Annotated in this window: 17 protein-coding genes and 2 pseudogenes; 6 read left to right on the plus strand and 13 right to left on the minus strand. The window is 71.2% G+C overall.

Features of this window, described 5'->3' with window-relative positions; genetic code table 11:
* The first annotated feature begins 38 nt into the window (after nt 1-38).
* The 3 genes and pseudogenes from ACH4E7_RS21780 to ACH4E7_RS21790 all read left to right on the plus strand — a co-directional run.
* A complete protein-coding gene (locus tag ACH4E7_RS21780) occupies nt 39-689 on the plus strand; it encodes a TetR/AcrR family transcriptional regulator (protein ID WP_396250666.1) in 651 nt (216 codons plus the stop codon).
* A gap of 84 nt (nt 690-773) precedes the next feature.
* Complete coding sequence (locus tag ACH4E7_RS21785; RefSeq protein WP_396250667.1) at nt 774-1,484, plus strand: peptidylprolyl isomerase; 711 nt, start codon at nt 774-776, stop codon at nt 1,482-1,484.
* Nucleotides 1,485-1,548: 64 nt separating this feature from the next.
* Nucleotides 1,549-1,863 (plus strand): annotated as a pseudogene (locus ACH4E7_RS21790) (MazG-like family protein); the annotation flags it as partial.
* Between the two features lie 212 nt (nt 1,864-2,075).
* Here ACH4E7_RS21790 and ACH4E7_RS21795 read toward each other — a convergent pair.
* From ACH4E7_RS21795 to ACH4E7_RS21825, 7 genes are all read right to left on the minus strand, one after another.
* Complete coding sequence (locus tag ACH4E7_RS21795) at nt 2,076-3,386, minus strand: geranylgeranyl reductase family protein (RefSeq protein WP_396250668.1); 1,311 nt, start codon at nt 3,384-3,386, stop codon at nt 2,076-2,078.
* Nucleotides 3,387-3,507: 121 nt separating this feature from the next.
* On the minus strand, nt 3,508-4,203 hold the full coding sequence (locus ACH4E7_RS21800) for a demethylmenaquinone methyltransferase (protein WP_396250669.1): 696 nt from the start codon (nt 4,201-4,203) through the stop codon (nt 3,508-3,510).
* Nucleotides 4,204-4,270: 67 nt separating this feature from the next.
* Nucleotides 4,271-4,858 (minus strand): hypothetical protein, encoded by a 588-nt coding sequence (locus ACH4E7_RS21805; protein ID WP_396250670.1) that lies wholly within the window; start codon nt 4,856-4,858, stop codon nt 4,271-4,273.
* Between the two features lie 256 nt (nt 4,859-5,114).
* On the minus strand, nt 5,115-5,747 hold the full coding sequence (locus ACH4E7_RS21810; RefSeq protein WP_396250671.1) for an imidazolonepropionase-like domain-containing protein: 633 nt from the start codon (nt 5,745-5,747) through the stop codon (nt 5,115-5,117).
* A gap of 10 nt (nt 5,748-5,757) precedes the next feature.
* Nucleotides 5,758-6,978, minus strand: a complete 1,221-nt coding sequence (mqnC, locus tag ACH4E7_RS21815) for a cyclic dehypoxanthinyl futalosine synthase (RefSeq protein WP_396250672.1) — start codon at nt 6,976-6,978, stop codon at nt 5,758-5,760.
* A 73-nt stretch (nt 6,979-7,051) separates the two neighbouring features.
* On the minus strand, nt 7,052-8,788 hold the full coding sequence (locus ACH4E7_RS21820) for a serine/threonine-protein kinase (RefSeq protein WP_396250673.1): 1,737 nt from the start codon (nt 8,786-8,788) through the stop codon (nt 7,052-7,054).
* 174 nt (nt 8,789-8,962) lie between these two features.
* Nucleotides 8,963-9,865, minus strand: coding sequence for a menaquinone biosynthetic enzyme MqnA/MqnD family protein (locus ACH4E7_RS21825; RefSeq protein WP_396250674.1), 903 nt, complete (start codon nt 9,863-9,865; stop codon nt 8,963-8,965).
* A 375-nt stretch (nt 9,866-10,240) separates the two neighbouring features.
* Between ACH4E7_RS21825 and ACH4E7_RS21830 the strand changes: the two genes are divergently transcribed.
* Nucleotides 10,241-10,444 (plus strand): cold-shock protein, encoded by a 204-nt coding sequence (locus ACH4E7_RS21830; RefSeq protein WP_355670162.1) that lies wholly within the window; start codon nt 10,241-10,243, stop codon nt 10,442-10,444.
* A 204-nt stretch (nt 10,445-10,648) separates the two neighbouring features.
* Here the strand turns inward: ACH4E7_RS21830 and ACH4E7_RS21835 are convergent.
* A pseudogene (locus tag ACH4E7_RS21835) lies at nt 10,649-10,822 on the minus strand (dicarboxylate/amino acid:cation symporter); the annotation flags it as partial.
* Between the two features lie 22 nt (nt 10,823-10,844).
* Between ACH4E7_RS21835 and ACH4E7_RS21840 the strand changes: the two are divergent.
* Nucleotides 10,845-12,332, plus strand: a complete 1,488-nt coding sequence (locus ACH4E7_RS21840; protein WP_396250675.1) for a recombinase family protein — start codon at nt 10,845-10,847, stop codon at nt 12,330-12,332.
* A gap of 108 nt (nt 12,333-12,440) precedes the next feature.
* On the opposite strand, the gene ACH4E7_RS21845 is transcribed toward ACH4E7_RS21840, so the two are convergent.
* The 5 genes from ACH4E7_RS21845 to ACH4E7_RS21865 all read right to left on the minus strand — a co-directional run bounded on the left by ACH4E7_RS21845 (nt 12,441) and on the right by ACH4E7_RS21865 (nt 16,078).
* Entirely contained in the window at nt 12,441-13,880 is a 1,440-nt protein-coding gene (locus ACH4E7_RS21845; protein ID WP_396250676.1) for a replication initiator, read from the minus strand.
* A 154-nt stretch (nt 13,881-14,034) separates the two neighbouring features.
* Entirely contained in the window at nt 14,035-14,229 is a 195-nt protein-coding gene (locus tag ACH4E7_RS21850; RefSeq protein WP_396250677.1) for a hypothetical protein, read from the minus strand.
* Nucleotides 14,229-15,236 carry an FtsK/SpoIIIE domain-containing protein gene (locus tag ACH4E7_RS21855; RefSeq protein WP_396250678.1) on the minus strand — a complete coding sequence of 336 codons (1,008 nt, stop codon included), beginning with the start codon at nt 15,234-15,236 and terminating at the stop codon, nt 14,229-14,231. Before ACH4E7_RS21855 ends, ACH4E7_RS21850 begins: the two co-directional genes overlap by 1 nt.
* A gap of 282 nt (nt 15,237-15,518) precedes the next feature.
* Nucleotides 15,519-15,725 carry a hypothetical protein gene (locus ACH4E7_RS21860; protein ID WP_396250679.1) on the minus strand — a complete coding sequence of 69 codons (207 nt, stop codon included), beginning with the start codon at nt 15,723-15,725 and terminating at the stop codon, nt 15,519-15,521.
* Nucleotides 15,725-16,078: a hypothetical protein gene (locus ACH4E7_RS21865; protein WP_396250680.1), complete on the minus strand. Its 354-nt coding sequence runs from the start codon at nt 16,076-16,078 to the stop codon at nt 15,725-15,727. Before ACH4E7_RS21865 ends, ACH4E7_RS21860 begins: the two co-directional genes overlap by 1 nt.
* 234 nt (nt 16,079-16,312) lie before the next feature.
* Here ACH4E7_RS21865 and ACH4E7_RS21870 point away from each other — a divergent pair, with 234 nt between their 5' ends.
* Complete coding sequence (locus ACH4E7_RS21870; RefSeq protein ID WP_396250681.1) at nt 16,313-17,104, plus strand: GntR family transcriptional regulator; 792 nt, start codon at nt 16,313-16,315, stop codon at nt 17,102-17,104.
* The last annotated feature ends 812 nt before the right edge of the window (nt 17,105-17,916 follow it).

The raw sequence follows: 17,916 nt of genomic DNA on the forward strand, positions 1-17,916 counted from the left end.
CCGCCCCACAGCAAGCCTTAATGCGACTGGAGTCGACTTTGACCGGAGCCACTCACCCCGAGCAGCCGCCCCACACCCCCACCCCGCGCCCCGGTGGCCGCAGCGCCCGGGTCCGGACGGACGTGGTCACGGCCACGCTCGCCGAGGTCACCGAGAAGGGGTACGACGGGCTGACCGTCGAGGCGGTCGCCACCCGCTCCGGCGTCCACAAGGCGACCCTCTACCGCCGCTGGGGTGGGGTGGACGGCCTGGTCGCGGAGGCCCTGGCAGCCTCGGCCGATCAGCCCTGGCCACTGCCCGACACCGGGGACCTCCGGGAGGACCTCCGCCGGATCACCCGGGAGGTGTTCGACGTCTTCACCGACCCCGAACTCGGCCCCACGCCCACCGCGTTGATCTCCGCCGCCCAGCGCTCCGATGTCGGCGCCGCCGCGCTACGCGCCTTCTTCGCGGCCCGCCACCGCCAGGCCGCCGAGGTGGCCGAACGGGCCGCCGCCCGGGGCGAGCTGCCCGCCGGGACGGACGGCGCCGAGGTGGTCCGGGCGGCCACCGCCCCGCTCTACTACCGGCTGTTCGTCACCGGCGAGCCACTGGACGCCCGCGCCGCCGAACGGGCCGCCGACGCCGCCGCCCTGGCCGCCCGCGCCGGACTGTTCATCACCACCCCGGCTGACCCGGAAGGCAACTGACGCACAATCGGCACATCGCGGCCGAACCGGCCCCGTCCATCCCGCCCCCTACCGGAGACCCACCCGGCCGTGGATGATGCCTCCATGACAAGCATGCCGTCCACCACCCCACGGAAGGCCCGTCACGTGAAGCGCAAGCACTGGGCGCTGGTCGCCGCCGCCACCGTCCTCCCGCTCGCGGCGAGCACCGGCACCGCCGTCGCCGCCCCCGCGAACGCCACCCCCGCCCCAGGCGCGACCTGCACCTACACACCCGCCGTGCCGGCCGACAACTTCAAGGGCATCCCGGTCTTCGACGCCAAGAAGGCGGCCCAGCCGTACCACGCGACGCTGCGGACCAACCAAGGCCCGATCACCTTCGAGGCGCTGACCGACAAGGCACCCTGCACCACCTTCTCGTTCCGCTTCCTCGCCGAGCACGACTACTTCGACCGCACCCACTGCCACCGCCTCACCACCCAGCGGATCTACGTCCTGCAGTGCGGCGACCCGACCGGCACCGGCAGCGGCGGCCCCGGCTACTCCTTCCCGGACGAGAACCTCAGCGGCGCCACCTACCCGGCCGGCACCGTGGCCATGGCCAACGCCGGCCCGAACACCAACGGCAGCCAGTTCTTCTTCGTCTGGAAGGACACCAAGCTCTCCCCCGCCTACACCCCGTTCGGCCGAATCACCTCGGGTCTGGACGTCCTGCAGAAGATCGCCGCCGCCGGCGAGGACGACCAGAACAACCCGGGCGACGGCTTCCCCAATGTCCCGGTGAACATCCGCCACGTGAAGATCAGCAAGCGCTGAGCCCGGCGTCGCACCGCTCCCGTACGGTGGCAGTACCGACCACACCGCAGGGGAGCAGCACCGCATGGACAGCCGGATCTGGGAGAGCGTCGACCACCTGGTCGCATGGCTGGACGAGCACAGCACGCAGTCGCCGCAGGAGGAGCGCCTGCTGCGGCTGCTCAAGCTCTCCGAGGAGGTCGGCGAGGTCGGCGCGGCGGTGATCGGCGCCACCGGCCAGAACCCGCGCAAGGGCGTCACCCACACCTGGGAGGACGTCCAGCACGAGCTCTGCGACGTCGTCTTCAGCGCCCTGGTCGCCCTGCGGACGCTCACCCCGGACGCGGCCCGGGTGTTCGCCGAGCGCCTCGCCTACGTCGAGCAGCGCTCCGCCGCCTCCCGCGACACCCTGGGGGCAGCGGAGGCTGCGGCGGCGGAGGCTGCGGCGGCGGAGGCTGCGGCGGCGGAGGCTGCGGCGGCGGAGGCTGCGGAGACTGCCAAGGCGGCAGCGCCGGACCCGCGCTAGCTGCCGGCCCCGCGCCCAACGCCGGACCCACGTCAGCCCCCGGCCCCACGTCAGCCGCCGGAGCCGCGTCAGGCGCCGGACCCGGGTCAGGCGTTGGGCGCGACCCGGGTCAGGCCGTTGATCACGCGGTCCATCGCGTCGCCGCCCTGCGGGTCGGTGAGGTTGGCGAGCAGCTTGAGGGTGAAGCGCATCAGCAGCGGCCGGGGCAGCCCGTGCTGGGCGGCCAGCTGCATCACCTTGGGGTTGCCGATGAGCTTCACGAAGGCGCGGCCCAGCGTGTAGTAGCCGCCGTACACGTCCTTGAGGATGCGCGGGTAGGCCTGCAGGGCCCGCTCCCGACCGCCGACGGTGACCCGGGCCAGGGCCTGGGTGATGACCCCGGCGGCGATCTGGCCGGATTCCATCGCGTAGGCGATGCCCTCGCCGTTGAACGGGTTGACCATGCCGCCCGCGTCGCCGACCAGCAGCAGGCCACGGGTGTAGTGCGGCTGCCGGTTGAAGGCCATCGGCAGAGCGGCGCCGCGGATCGGGCCGGTCATGTTCTCGGGGGTGTAGCCCCACTCCTCCGGCATGCTCGCGCACCAGGCCTTGAGCACCTCGCGCCAGTCCAGCTCGCCGAACGCGGAGGAGGAGTTGAGGATGCCGAGGCCGACGTTGGAGGTGCCGTCGCCCATGCCGAAGACCCAGCCGTAGCCGGGCAGCAGCTTGCGCTGGCCACCGCGGGTGTCCCACAGCTCCAGCCAGGACTCCAGGTAGTCGTCGTCGTGGCGCGGCGAGTTGAAGTAGGTGCGGTAGGCGACGCCCATCGGGCGGTCCTCGCGCCGGTGCAGGCCCATGGCCAGCGAGAGCCGGGTGGAGTTGCCGTCGGCGGCGACCACCAGCGGGGCACGGAAGGTGACCGGCCGCTTCTCGTCGCCGAGCTTGGCGGTCACGCCGACGATCCGGCCGGTCCGATCGTCCAGGACCGGCCCGCTGACGTTGCAGCGCTCGTAGAGCCGGGCGCCGGCCTTCTCTGCCTGACGGGCCAGCAGCTCGTCGAAGTCGGCGCGCTTGCGGACCAGGCCGTAGTCCGGGAACGAGGACAGCTCGGGCCAGTCCAGCTCCAGTCGGACGCCGCCGCCGATGATGCGCAGGCCCTTGTTGTGCAGCCAGCCGTTCTCGGTGGAGACGTCGATGCCCATGTCCACCAGCTGCTTGGTGGCGCGCGGGGTCAGGCCGTCGCCGCAGACCTTCTCGCGCGGGAAGGCGGTCTTCTCCAGCAGCAGCACGTCCAGTCCGGCCTGGGCCAGGTAGTGCGCGGTGGTGGAGCCGGCCGGGCCCGCGCCGACCACGATGACGTCGGCAGTGCTCTCGACCGTGCTGTCCGGCTTCGTCAGATCGGCTGCGGTCTCGGACACGTGGACACACTCCTGGAGCTGCGACGGGTGGGGGGAACGGCGGCTTTTGTCTCCGGCAGTCTAGTTCCGCTCACACCGCCGGAGACCCCCGTGCCCTGCCGCACCCGCTACGCGCTACGCGCTACGCGAGCTTGTAGCCCCGGTGCAGCGCCACGACCCCGCCGGTGAGGTTGCGCCAGGCCACCTTCGACCAGCCGCTCTCCTGCAGCTTGGCGGCCAGCGCGGGCTGGTCCGGCCAGACCCGGATGGACTCGGCGAGGTAGACGTACGCGTCCGGGTTGCTGCTGACGGCGGTCGCCACCGGCGGCAGCGCACGCATCAGGTACTCGGTGTAGACCGTGCGGAACGGCGTCCAGGTCGGTGTGGAGAACTCGCAGATCACCAGCTTGCCGCCGGGCTTGGTGACCCGGTGCATCTCGCGCAGCGCCGCCACGGTCTCCTGGACGTTGCGCAGCGCGAAGGAGATCGTCACCGAGTCGAAGGTGTCGTCCGCGAACGGCAGCCGGGTGGCGTCACCGGCGGTGAGCGGCAGCTCGGGGTAACGGCGCTTGCCCTCGGCGAGCATGCCGACCGAGAAGTCGCACGGGACGACCTTGGCCCCGGCCTCGGCGAAGGGCAGCGAGGAGGTGCCGGTGCCGGCCCCGAGGTCGAGCACGAGGTCCCCCGGTCCGGCGGCCACCGCCTCGGCCACCGCCCGGCGCCAGGCGCGGGCCTGGCCAAGGGAGAGCACGTCGTTGGTGAGGTCGTACTTGGCCGCGACGTCGTCGAACATGGCGGCGACTTCGTGCGGCTGCTTGTCCAGAGAGGCTCGGGTCACGAACCCATTCTTCACCCTGGAACGGACGCGCCGACCAACGGGGCACACCGGGCGCCGTCCAGCGGCGTCAGTGTGACCCTCTCCGCCCGCCCGCGCGCCGCCGGCGCCGGGAGCGCTTGCCGTGGGTGATCGCGGGCATCCCCTCGGCCAGTGCCTCGGTGGCCAGCGCGAGGTTGGTGGCGAGCTTTCCCTGCCCTGCGCGGACCGCGACGGCCCGCCGGTGCCGCCGGATGCGCAGCACGCAGATCGCGAAGAGCACCACGGCCACCGGCACGCTGAACCGGGCCAGCCCCACCCCGACCGGCTGGGGGTAGGTGTCGCCGCAGATCCGCACCGCGCCCGGGTCGTCGGCCGCGTGCTCCAGGCAGACCGGGTCACCGAGCTTGGTGCCGTCGGCCAGCGGTAGCGCGGCCGCGGTGTGCGGCTGGCCGCTCACCTTGTAGCTGACGGCGCTGTACGTGCCGCCGCCGGTCGGCAGCTGGGTGACGACGCCCTCGACTCTCACCGGGTGGGCCCCGATCCGGTCGGCCTGGTCGGCCTGGCGCCAACCGAGCAGGCACATGCCGACGGCCAGCACGGCGCTGAGCACGGCGGCGAGGTACCAACCACGGCCCAGCCGCAGGGTGCGCGGCGGGGGGACGATCGCGGTTCGCATGGTTCCTGTCCTGGCTTGCCTCCGGGGCCTTGGGGCACGGCCCCGCTGCCCGCGGGCACGGGCGGTGGTGTGGTGAGGGTACGGAGTGAGCTGTCCGGGATCGTATCCGCTGGCGGGCCCTCAGGTCACGGCGAAGGGGCAATCACCCCCCGGAGCGAGCCAGGGAGTTCGGGTGCACACGAAGGAAGTTCCTTACGCCGCAAGGCAATCCGGCCACTGACGGATCCGTCACACCGGCCCGCATCCACCGAGGGCGTCAGCGCCGCCGGTACACCAACCGCCCGCCCAGCACGGTCGCCAGACAGCCGCCCGGCAGCGGCCCGGGGTTCCCCCCGGTTTCAACCGCGAACACCGCGAAGTCCGCCCGACCCCCGGCCGCCACCCGCCCGTGCACGGCCCGCGCGAGCGGCAGCACCGCCAGCGGGTCCAGCGGCCCCGCCTCGGGCTCCGCCGGCCCCGGCAGCGCCACAAGCCCCGAACGCGCCACCGCCGTCCGCACCGAGACCCGCTGGAAGGGCCCGGCCACCGCCGTCACCCCGAAGCCGAGCATCCGCTGCAGCCCGCGCCGGGCGCTCGCCCCGCACCGGGTCTCGTCGGCGCAGCCCACCAGTTCGTCCACGAGCGGCTCGACGCCGATCCCCTCCCGCGGATCCGGGTGGTAGTCCCGCTCCAACGCCCGTTGCCCGTACGGGTTGCGCAGCCCCGGCGTGAGCACGGCCGCGCCCCAGTCCCGGACCCGGGCAGCCGGGTGCGCCGCCGCCAGTTCCGGGTACGGCCCGACGGCCTCGACCCGCTCACCGCGCACCACCACCGCCCCGTCGGCGAAGGACGGGGCGGTGGGATCGGCCGGGTCGGGCAGCACGAGGGCCGCCCGGTGCAGGGTCAGCACCGGTACGGACTCAGTTGTCCAGGATCTTCAACTCGGGGTGCGCGGTGCCGCCCTCGATCGCCGTGGAGGCGATGTGCGAGGCGACCCGCGGGTCGACCGGGTCGTTCGCCGGGTCGTCCAGCACCCGCAGGTGCTCGTACGTGGTCGAGCGCTGCGCCGGAACGCGGTCGGCGGCCCGGATCAGGTGGATCAGCTCGGTGAGGTTGGAGCGGTGCTTGGCACCGGCCGCCGAGACGACGTTCTCCTCCAGCATGACCGAGCCGAGGTCGTCCGCGCCGTAGTGCAGCGACAGCTGGCCCGCCTCCTTGCCGGTGGTGAGCCAGGAGCCCTGGATGTGGGCGACGTTGTCGAGGAACAGGCGGGCGATCGCGATCATCCGCAGGTACTCGAAGACGGTGGCCTGGGTCGAGCCCTTCAGGTGGTTGTTCTGCGGCTGGTAGGTGTACGGGATGAAGGCCCGGAAGCCGCCGGTACGGTCCTGTACGTCGCGGATCATCCGCAGGTGCTCGATCCGCTCGGCGTTGGTCTCGCCGGTGCCCATCAGCATGGTGGAGGTGGACTCCACGCCGAGTCCGTGGGAGATCTCCATGATCTCCAGCCAGCGCTCGCCCGACTCCTTCAGCGGGGCGATCGCCTTGCGCGGCCGCTCCGGCAGCAGCTCGGCGCCGGCGCCGGCGAAGGAGTCCAGGCCGGCCCTGTGGATCCGGGTGATGGCCTCCTCGACGGAGACGCCCGAGATCCGGGACATGTGCTCGACCTCGGAGGCGCCCAGCGAGTGGATCACCAGCTGCGGGAACTCGGCCTTGATCGCCGAGAACGCGCGCTCGTAGTACTCCACGCCGTAGTCCGGGTGGTGGCCGCCCTGGAACATGATCTGGGTGCCGCCCAGCTCGACCGTCTCGGCGCAGCGGCGCAGGATCTCGTCGAGCTCGCGGGACCAGCCCTTGTCGCTCTTCGGCGGCACGTAGAAGGCGCAGAACTTGCACGCCGTCACGCAGACGTTGGTGTAGTTGATGTTGCGCTCGATGATGTACGTCGCGATGTGCTCGGTACCGGCGTAGCGACGGCGGCGCACCGCGTCGGCGGCGGAGCCGAGCGCGTGCAGCGGCGCCGAGCGGTAGAGCTCCAGCGCCTCCTCCGGAGTGATCCGGCCGCCGGCGGCGGCCCGGTCGAGCACGGCCTGCAGGTCGGTGCTGGACGCATCGAGGGTGGTCGCTGCGAGCTCGGTCACCTGGCGGCCTTCTCTCTCTCAAGTGCTACTCGGGTACGGCCGAACCAGCCTACGCCAGGCCTTTCGGGCACCATCAGCCCGCCGCCCCGTTCACCTTGTGCATCGTCCCGACCGGGTTCCCGGCCGCCGGATCGGCGGAGCTGAACTTGATCGTTCCGTCGGCCTGCAGGGTGAGCGTCTCCGCGAAGGCACCACCCGTGCAGGCGCCGGGGATCGAGGAGTGCACCAGCCGGGACTGGAACACCAGCTTGGTGTCGGACACCGACTTGAGCGTCCAGGCGCCCTCACAGCTGATCGAGATCAGGCCGGAGAGGCCGTTGTGGCTGGTGGTGCTCTCCTGGCCGATCGCGGCCGGGCGAACGGTGAGCGTGGTGGTGCCGCCGGGCAGGCCCTTGTCGGTGACCATGTCCCCGCTCCAGGTGCCCAGGAACGCGGCCGGCACCGCGTTCGGCCCGCCCGTCGCGGGCGCCGAGGCCGGCGCCGAAACGGACGCGGAGGCCGACGCCGAGGCCGACGCCGACGCGGACGCCGACGGGGTGTCCGTGCCGCCCGGCACGAAGGCCCCGGGCGAGGCGATGGCGTCACTCGGATCGACGGACGGAACCGCTATCGGCCGCACCGCCGGCATCACCGGATCGTCGCGGTGCAGCCGCTCGTACAGCCCGTACCCCACGCCCCCGAGCACCGCAGCCGTCAGCACCGCCACCGTCGCGACCCCGGCCCGCCGCCGCCACCACGGCTTGGCGGGCGTCGTGGTCTGCCCGAACCCCCCTGGCGGGTAGTAGCCCGGGGGCATGGTCGGAGTCCGCACCACCTCGGCCCCGTCCCCGTCCTCGTCCTCCGTCTCCGCGGACGCAGCCCCCGCAGCCGACGCCTCCCCCGGTTCCCCCCGCTCCCCCGGCTCTGCCACCTCCCCCTCCAGGTTCAGCAGCTCCACCGCGCTGCGCCCCACCCCCGCCGCCAGCGCGGGCGGCAGGAAGCCCCACAGCCCGGCGGTGCCCAGGCCGTCCGGGTCCAACCGGGCCGCCAACTGCTGCGGGGTGGGCCGGGCGGCCGGATCCTTGGCCAGGCAGTCGAGGACGATCGCCCGCAGCGGCTCGGCCAGCCCGGAGACGTCCGGCTCCTCGTGCAGCACCCGGTAGAGCAGGACGGCCGCGCTGACCCCCTCGCCGAAGGGGTGCACGCCGGTGGCGGCGAAGGCCAGCACGGCGCCGAGCGAGAAGACGTCCCCGGCCGGTCCGACCGGCTGCCCGTTCGCCTGTTCGGGCGCCATGAAGCCCGGCGAGCCGACCACATAACCCGAACGGGTAAGACCGCTGGTCGCGTCCAGCGCCCGGGCGATCCCGAAGTCGATCAGCCGCGGCCCGTCCAGGGTCAGCAGCACATTGGACGGCTTGACGTCGCGGTGCACCAGGCCGAGCCCGTGCACATGGGTGAGCGCCTCGGCGAGCCCGACCCCGAGCGCCCGGACGGCCATCTCGGGCAGCGGCCCGTACTCCTGGACGGCGACGGTGAGCGCGGGGCCCGCCACGTAGCCGGTGGCGACCCAGGGCTGCCCGCCCTCGGTGTCGGCGTCCAGTACGGGCGCCGTCCAGCTGCCGCCGACCCGCCGGGCGGCGGCCACCTCCTGCCGGAACCGGGCGCGGAACTCGGCGTCGTCCGCCAACTCCGAGCGCACCACCTTGACGGCGACGGTGCGCCCGCCGGCCGTCCGGCCGAGGTAGACCCGGCCCATCCCGCCCGAACCGAGCCGCCGCAGCAGCCGGTAGGCGCCCACCTGGCGCGGGTCGTCCGCCCCCAGTGCCCGCATGCCCCGCACGCTCCCCTCGCACTCGCACGCACGGCCCCCCGGGCGGGTGCCCGGCCGCGTACACCGCTTCCGGGGCGCCTCCCACGGGGCCACCCGCCGGACGCGCCTCGGGTGCAGACCGTACCGGGCCGGACCGACTCCCGGGGCCCTGGGCCGATTCCCGGGGCCTCGGGCCTACTGACCGACGGGCAGCGCCACCGGCTCCAGCAGCCGCACCTCCACGTCCGGTGCGAACCCGCTGTCGTGCGCGACCCGTCGGGCGAATTCGGCGACCCCGGCCCGCTGCCGCTCGCCGAGCGAGAAGTCCAGCGCCTCGCTGAAGTACCGCTCCAGCACGTCCGGCTCGAAGGCCTCCCAGCGGGCGGCCTGCTCGGCGACCTTGGCGGCCTCCACCAGCGACAGGTCGCGGGACTCCAGGAAGGCCCGGTGGACGGCCGCGGTCAGCTCGGGGCGGCGCTCGGCGAACTCCCGGCGCACGGCCCAGACCGCGAAGACGAACGGCAGACCGGTCCACTCCTTCCACATCGCGCCCAGGTCGTGGACGGTCAGCCCCAGGTCGGCGGCCTGCCCGAGGTAGGCACGCAACGCCGGGTCGCCGATCAGGACGGCGGCGTCGGCCTCGGCCAGCATCGCGCTGAGGTCCGGCGGGCAGCTGAAGTAGTCGGGGCGCACGCCCTCCCGCTCCTCCAGGAGCAGCCGGGCCAGCCGGACCGAGGTGCGGCTGGTGGAGCCGAGGGCGACCCGGCGGCCGTCGAGGTCGGCCAGCGGCACCTTGCTCACGATCAGGCAGGACATCACCGGGCCGTCGCTGCCGACCGCGATGTCGGGCAGGACCAGCAGGTCGTCGGCGTTGCGCAGGTACTCCACACAGGTGATCGGCCCGATGTCCAGGGAACCGCCGACGAGCTGGTCGCTCAGCTTCTCCGGGGTGTCCTTGGTGAGGTCGAGATCGAGCAGATTGCCGGTCCTGGCGAGACCCCAGTAGAGGGGAACGCAGTTCAGGAACTGAATATGGCCGACCCGCGGCCTGACCGGCGTGTTCTCCTGGGGCTCCCGCGTTTGCACGTCCGCTGCCACTGCGCCGCTCCCTTGCTGTTCGTGCGCCTCCCCGCAGCGTATGCCCGCAGTTCACGAGGGGTCGCACCGGCCACCCGACACGCGCACACGCGCCCTCAACAGGCCTTCGCACGCCCGCTCCCAGGCCTCACGACACGCGCCGTCCGCACCTCAAGCGACCCCTGGTCGTCACAGCGACCGCATGCTAGCGTTGCCCTCAGTTGCAGTTTGATTCCCCTTGCAGTACTTGAAGCCTGCGGAGCATGTAACCGCGGGCTTTTTGTAGTTTTTCAGCAATATCGAAAAACTTCGGACTCGTCCGGAGGCAGGGCGATCAGCGCAGCGGACCGGGTGCCACGCGGTGTGGCCCCCGACACGCATCGCAAGGAGAACGGCATGGCTCAGGGAACCGTCAAGTGGTTCAACGCTGAGAAGGGCTTCGGATTCATCGCCCAGGATGGCGGCGGCCCCGACGTCTTCGTCCACTACTCCGCCATCAACGCGAACGGCTTCCGTTCGCTGGAGGAGAACCAGGCGGTCACCTTCGACGTCACCCAGGGCCCGAAGGGTCCGCAGGCGGAGAACGTCAGCGCTGTCTGACCATCCTCTGATGTTCTGATCGCTCGGGACCCGTGCGGGTCCGCCGACGGCTCCCGACAGTCGTCACCATGAGCACAAGAGCAACACCCAAGGGGGCCTGCCCATCGCGGCGGGCCCCCTGCCTTTTCCCCTCGGGGAGAGCACGGCGAAGGGGCCGCCCTCGCACCACCTGGTGCGAGGGCGGCCCCTTTCGTACCGCTCGGATCAGGCCGCGGCCGGAGCCTTCGCGCCGGCCTGCGCCGGGACGACGGCCTTCGGCGCGTCCTCCTCGTACAGGTCACCGGAGGGGTTGTTGTACGCGGCGACGTCCAGGATCTTCTCCCGCGCCGCGACCAGCACCGGCACCAGCGCCTGACCGGCGACGTTCGTAGCTGTACGTTAAACACCTACGTTGCACACCGTGATCATTCGCGCTCAGGGGGTGGCCATGCCCAAGGCTACGAGGGTCGGCATCTACGTCCGCATCAGCAAGGATCGCAAGGGACAGGAACTCGGCATCCAGCGCCAGGAGAAGGCGTGCCGGGAACTGTGTGACCGCCTCGGGTGGACGGTCCTCAAGGTCTACCCGGAGAACGACGTCTCGGCGTCCACCACCAGCCGGAAGCCCCGGCCGGTCTACACCGAGATGATGAAGGACGCCCGGTCCGGGGTCATCGACGCCATCGTCGTCTACTCGATCGACCGCCTCACCCGCCGGATCACCGAGCTGACCGCCTTCCTTGAGGAGCAGAAGGAGTACGGGTTCGCCTTCGCCACCACCGAGGGCGAGGACACCTCCAGCGCCTCCGGCCGGATGATCCTCACGATCAAGGGCGCGGTCGCGCAGCAGGAGACCGAACGCATGGCCGAGCGGGTCAACTCGGCTCTGCTCCAGCGCCGCGAGAAGGGCAAGCCGCACGCCGGCGGACCCCGCGTGTTCGGCTTCGAGGCCGACTCCGGGTTTCAGCGGGTCGTGCCGGAGGAGGTCGAGCTGATCAGGCTTGGCTACGACATGCTCATGGACCGCAAGACGCCGGGGGACGTCGCCCGCGTGTGGAACGACAAGGGGTCTCGGTCGTCCGCCAGCGGGACCATGTGGACTCCGCACAAGGTCAAGCGCGTGTACCGGTCCGAGCGCGTCGGCGGCATCGTCACGTACAAGGGCCAGGTGCTCGGCGACAGCATCTACCCGCACCCGCTCACCAAGGAGGAGTGGGAGAACGTCCAAGCCGTCCTGGACAGTCGCGCGACCCCGGTAGCCCAGGGGTCAGGCAAGCGGAAGCACCTGTACTCGGGCTTCCTGAAGTGCGGCGGCTGTAGCTCCGTAATGGCGATCCAGTGGACCAGCGACAAGACCCGGACGTTCCGGCAGACCCGGTGCCACACCGGCCGGACGGGGGCCGACGGCCGCATCGCCTGCGGCAAGGTCAGCCGGGCGTACACCTGGATCGAAGACCGGCTCAACGAGGTTGTGGAGGCGGCACTGATCGCCCGCCAGCCGAAGATCACACCCGCCGAGTCCGGCGTGGATCTGACCGGCGACATCTCGCGGCTTGAGGAGCGAATCCGGCTGCTCCGCCTGAGGTGGAAGGAGCAGAAGTTGGAGGACGAGGACTACTTCGACTCCTTGGGCCATCTCCGCGCGGAGCTGCAGTCCTTGCGGGCCCAAGAGGCTGCCGCCGCAGTCGCCCAGTCCCAGACCGAGGTGGACGCCCTTGCCGTCTGGCGCGACGACACGATGCAGAACCTCGAACGCCGCCGGGCCATCGTGGCAACCGTGATCTCGGAGGTCGAGGTGTACAGCATCGGTCGAGGTCGGCGGAAGCCTCCGGAGCTCGACTCGATCAACGTTGTTCCGGTCGGGCAGCGGCCCCCGGCTGAGGAGCGCACCCCCGTCGACGATCACTGACATACCCGGCCACGACCCCGGAGAGCTGCGCGTCGTAGTCCTCCGGGGGCACCCACCTCGAAAGGATCTCCGCGATCCAGTCGGCCACCGGGTCGCCGGTCGAGGCAGTCATGACGGCTCACCCGCCGATTGCCTGGCGATCTCCCGGTTGGTGGCAAGGTCTTCGGCGATTCCGGCGGCGATCAGAGCTTCGGCGGGCGAGTGCCCGGTTCCGATGAAACGCCAGGTGGACTCAGTCGCAGTCTCGCTGTCCCAGCCGGCGTACAGGCCTCGGGCGCCGGCCAGGGCACGGGCGTGTTCAGCTCGGTCGGCCCGGAGTTGTCCGTAGGTGGTGGAGTAGGCGCGGGTCTTGGTGAGGCAGTGGCCCCGGTAGCCGAGCATGTGGGCCCAGGTGCGCAGGTGCAGGTGTTCAAGTTCGGGCAGGCCGCCGAGTCTCCAGGCGGTGGCGATGAGGGCGCGGACATGCGGGCTGACGCGTAGCGCTCGGATCTCCGCTAAGGACGTGATGCGGCGGTCGACGGCGCCGGCGGTTTCGGCGCTCTTGCTGGTGTACTTGGCGACGTAGGCGGCTACCGCGTCGTCCGTGAGCCGTCCGCCGTCCCCGTTGGATATCCGGTGGGCGTCGAGCTGGGTACCGAAGCTGAGCCGCCCGCCGCTGTAGGCCGCCGAGTCGGGGCACGGCAGTGCCACAGCAGCGGCAGCCGAGTGGACGGTCTCAAGAAGGAGATCCGCTGTCGCCCAGGACGGAGGCGGCGAGGCGGGCCCGTTGGGGCCGTCGAAGCGGATGACGGCGTGGAAGTGGACGGCGCCGCGCTTCTGGTACTCGGCGACCTTGGCGGCCGAGACCCGGACCAGGGCGCGCACCTGTGACCGGCCGACGCCCGCCCGGGTGGCGACGTGATGGTAAAGGTTGCCCCGGAAGGCCTTCCACAGGGCCGGGGCCATGGCGTTCCACAGGATGTGGCCGGGGTAGTCGTAGCAGTCAGCGCACAGCGGCTGTCCGATGAGCGGGTCCGCGTCGGGATGGGTTCGGCCGCAGCCGTGTCGGCCGCCGTGGTCGCAGCGTCTGCGCCGGGCATGGTGGCAGTCGCCCGCGCGGTGGACGGGGCCGAACGAGGGGGCGGTCAGGGTGACGAACAGCCGCGGGTGTGTCCGGACCGCTTCCGGGATGCCCTTGCCGCCGATGAGGCCGGAGCGGACGAGGTGGAAGGTGTCGCCGCTGTGCTCCCGCGAGCAGGACGCGCAACGGGTGGCCCGGCGGTTGCGGCATCGGACGGCGAGCCGGCCGCCGGGCTCGGTGGCGGTCGTGTAGTGGCGCAGGACTTCGCCGGTCGCGGCGTCGAGGGTGGTGGTGTGCCCGGTGAGGTAGACCGGTTCGGCGCAGCCGCCGGTGGCGCGGATCTGCTCCAGCCAGCGGCTCAGGTCCGGCATTTCGCCGAGGCGGACCAAGTCACGCTCAATCGACGGTAGTTGGCGCAGCCGCGCCTCCCGGTCGAGGAAGGCGCGGCGTGCGGTGGGATCGGTGTACGGGTTGGTGCCGGTGGTCATGGTGGGTGTCTCCAGGGCCAGGGTTCGCCAGGCCCCGGCCGGGCCAGACACGTACTGGCGCGGCCGGGGGCGGCGTTGGGGCGGGTGGAGCGGGTCCGGCGGGTGGTGGTGCCGCCGGTGGGGGTTGGGTGGGTTGGCACGGTGGTCACGTCTTTCAGGTGGTGGTGTGGGTGAGGCCTTGGACGAGCCACATCACGGCGTAGACGACGGGGTCGGCCCAGCCGATGCGGTCGAGGAAGATGCCGAGAACGCCGACGAGGAGGACGTGCCAGGCCTTGAGTTCGCCGGAGCGGAGCAGGAGGTAGGTGACGAGGGCCAGGACGGCGGTGAGGATGAGGGCGGTGCCCATCAGAGGTAGACCCCTTCGGTCGGCTCGTCCGCCGTGCGGAGGCCGGGCCAGGTCGGTGCGAGACGGGCGTACTTCCCGGCCGCGCGGCGGGCCTGTTCGGGGGTGACGTGGACCGAACGCGCGCGGATCCACTGGCCGTCGGTGTCGGCGGTGATGGCGACGCCCTGTTCGGCGAGGGTGATGCGCTGGGCCGCGCCGAGGGCGTCCTTGTTGAGGTCACCGAGCGCCATCTCCGCCGTGCCCGCATCGCTCACCCGGTGGCAGACCCGGCCGGCCAACTGCGCCCGCAGCGCGGTCACCCCCGGTCCGAGGTCGGAGCCCACGCGCTGTCCGGCGATGACCAGGTGGACGCCGAGAGCCGCGCCGAGCTGCGCGAGCCGCAGGAGGTTCGTGGAGATCTCCCCGACTTCCGCCTTGTCCTCCCTGGTGGCCATCAGGTACAGCTCCGCCACCTCGTCCACGATGACGACGACGGGCACCTTTCGGAGCTTGGCCGGGAGGTCCCAGATCGACCGGGCCCCGGCCGAGCGGCACAACTGCATCCGAGCTTCGGTCTCCGCCACCAGCTCGGCGAGCAGCTGAGCGGCTTCCGTCCGGGTGGACGCCAAGGCCGAGAGCCGGTCCTCGAAGAGTGAGAGCTCCATGCCGCCCTTGAGGTCAATACCGAACAGGGCGACGCGTTGCGGGGCGAGTTCCTTCACCAGCGAGGCGATCAGGGTGGACTTGCCGGAGCGGGTAGCGCCGACGATCAGCCAGTGCGGCGCCCGCCGGAAGTCGATCGCCCAGGCCCGACCGTCCTCCAACAGCCCGACCACCGCCCTGAGCAACCGGTCCTTCAGCCGGTAAGGCAGTACCGGCGCGGTGAGCGGGTCCCAGGCGAGCGCGGACAGGGTGACGAACCCGCGCTCACCGGAGGACAGCCGGACCGCGTGCACGCGCCAGGCGTGGGTGAGCGCTTCGACGGCAGAGAGGAAGTGTTCCGGCACCTGCCCCGGGTGGAGCCGCACCGCCGCGCTGTAGCTTCGGCACGCCAGGGCGGGGCGGGACTGGCCTCAGCGGATCACCGCGAACGACCATGTCGCCGAGCAGCGCGTGCCCGGGACGCTTGGCCACAGCGAGGCCAAGGTTCGTGGTCAGCCGCCGCCACGTCACCCGGACCCGCACGACCGCCATCGGGTAGCCGAGCAGGCACCACCACACGTAGGGGTAGTTGCGCCGCAGCCCCGGAGCGATGCTCAGCAGGACGAGCACTGTGGCCAGCAGCGCCAGCCAGAGCACCTGCGCCAGCATCATGACCGTCCCCCGTTCTCGATCGAGGTGTTGTGCGCTTCGGTCTCCAGCTCGCGGGCCTGGCCGGCGGCCTTGGTGGCGACGATGGCGATGTGATCGAAGAGCTGGGCGCCGTCGTCGTCCCGGCCGAACGGGTCGACCTCTTCGGCCAGGTCGCCAAGTTCGCGCAGCAGGCCGCGCAGTTTCACGCGCGTCGCGCTGCTCATCAGGCGTCGCCGCCCTTGCGGGAGGCCGCCGGGGCCGGGGCGGGGACGGGGGTGATGGCGTCGGCGCGGAAGGACAGGCCGTGCCGGTCCCCCATGGCCCAGGAGAAGGCGGTCAGGCCGGTGACGTGCACCCGCATGCCTTCGACCACGCCGACCGGTTCGCCGGACACGCTGATCTCGATGATCGAGGCCCGCCGGCCGTCCTGCCGGACCGCGACCCCGACCGTGTAGACGGTCTGGCCGTCCCGGTCCTTGCGGATCTCTCCGGTCTCGCGGTTCGCGATCCGCGCTTCGGGGGCAACGATGCAGGTCATCGTGCCGAGCCGGGTTCCGTCAACGGGAATGGACTGCATGAGCGCACGCTCCTCTGACGCCAAAGGCCATCCAACGTCAGTCGTCAAACGTACTTACCTTTGGCGCCTTGATGATGCCCCTCCTTGACGCCCCGACGCAAGCGATTCATGCTTACGTTTAACGGCTACCGACTGACGACAGACATAAAGATGCCGCCCGACCAGGGCAAACGACCGAAAACCACACGACACGCGCGACGCGGGCCCCGGCGCCCGCACCAAGGGGTCAACACCATGGCGATCATCCGGAACGAGCCACTGCACAAGCAGGTAGCGGCGGCGATGCGACAGTCCATCGCCACCGACGAGTGGCCCCCCGGAACCCAACTGCCGACGGAAACCGACCTCGCCGAGAAATACGGCGTGTCCCGGCCGACCGTGAGGCTCGCGGTCGCAGCACTGCGCAGCGAAGGCCTGCTGGACGTAAAGCAGGGGCGGGGCACCTACGTCCGAGCCGCCGTCAACGGCCCCTCCGGCAGCCTGGATCGCACGGTCACCCTCCGGGGCGGAACCTACGAGATGCCCATCGACACCTGGTTCGGACACGGCGAGGAGCCGACCGTCTACCGCACCCGCACGGAAGCCATCACAGCTCCGCTGCTGGAGATGGAGCAGGACGAGCTGATGATCGGCTGCGACCGCCTGATCACCGAGCCCATCGGCGACGGCCGCGCCCTCCACCGCCTGCTACTCCCGATGGAACGCATCGAGGACACCCCCCTCGCCCAGCAGCCCGGCGTGACACCGGCCGAGGCATACGCCGCGCTGGCCGCCGCTGGCCGCGAACTCGCCTGGCGCGAACGGGTCACCGCCCGCGTCCCCCAGCCCGACGAGCGGGAAGCCCTGCGCCTGTCCGAGGCAGCTGTCCTACTCGTCGTCCACCGCGTCACCTACGACCAGGCTTCGAACCTGCCCCTGCTCCTCGAAGAGCTCCGGCTCGGCGCCGAAACCACCGGCCTCACCTACGACATTGAGGCCACCAAGCCCAAGCGCACCACCAGCCAGACTAAGGCCGCCAGCCACTGAGGTTTTCGCGCTGTTGTTGGGTAATGGAAAGCACCGATTTCTGCGGTATGCCGATAGGTGTGCGGTACCTGCAGGGGCGAAGGCCTGACCGTTGAGCGGCAGGCTTTTGTGACGGGTGTGGCTGGCGGCGACTGGCCGGTTCGAGGCGAGTGAGCGGACTTCGGCGATCGCCCGCGCCCTGCGAGCCGGCGAGCGGCGACGGAGTGCTGGCGGCGGGCCCGGTGCGGGAAAGGGACGGAGGCCCGGCGAGTGTGCCGGAGCTCCCGGCGGACCAGTTCACCGAGCACCACACCGACGGAGCTGTGAAACCCGGCGCCCACCCGACCCGGCATCCAAACCGCCAGCCCGAAAATCCGAAACGGCCCGCCGGATGAACCGACGGACCGTCACGAAAGATCGAGGCTAAACCTACTTGCGAAAAGCGAACCGCGACCTGATCGCCTGAAGGTGCCACGGTGTCAGATAGAACGCGATAGCCCCAAGTGCCACACTGATAACGGCGATGAACGTGCATCCCAAACTAGAAGGCGGCTGCCCAGTCCAATCCCACCACCTGACCTGGCCCTGCGAGTCCTGGCCAAGGTATGTCAATGGAAATATCGTAGCAACCGGAAGGATCCATGACAGCCATCGTCCGAAGATGCGCCCAGAGAGAAGCGCCAGACCGAACCAAATGAGGAGTGCTCGGACCAGAATTACCGCCAAGGTGGCACCTGATACAGACAGCTCCGTCACGCCGACCAGAGTTGTTGTCAGAAAGACAACGGCTAGAAGGTGAGTCGTTTCATACCGACGCAGTCCGCGGCTTGCGA

Origin of the sequence: Kitasatospora sp. NPDC018058, assembly GCF_044327205.1 — a bacterium.
In the GTDB taxonomy this organism is placed as follows: domain Bacteria; phylum Actinomycetota; class Actinomycetes; order Streptomycetales; family Streptomycetaceae; genus Kitasatospora.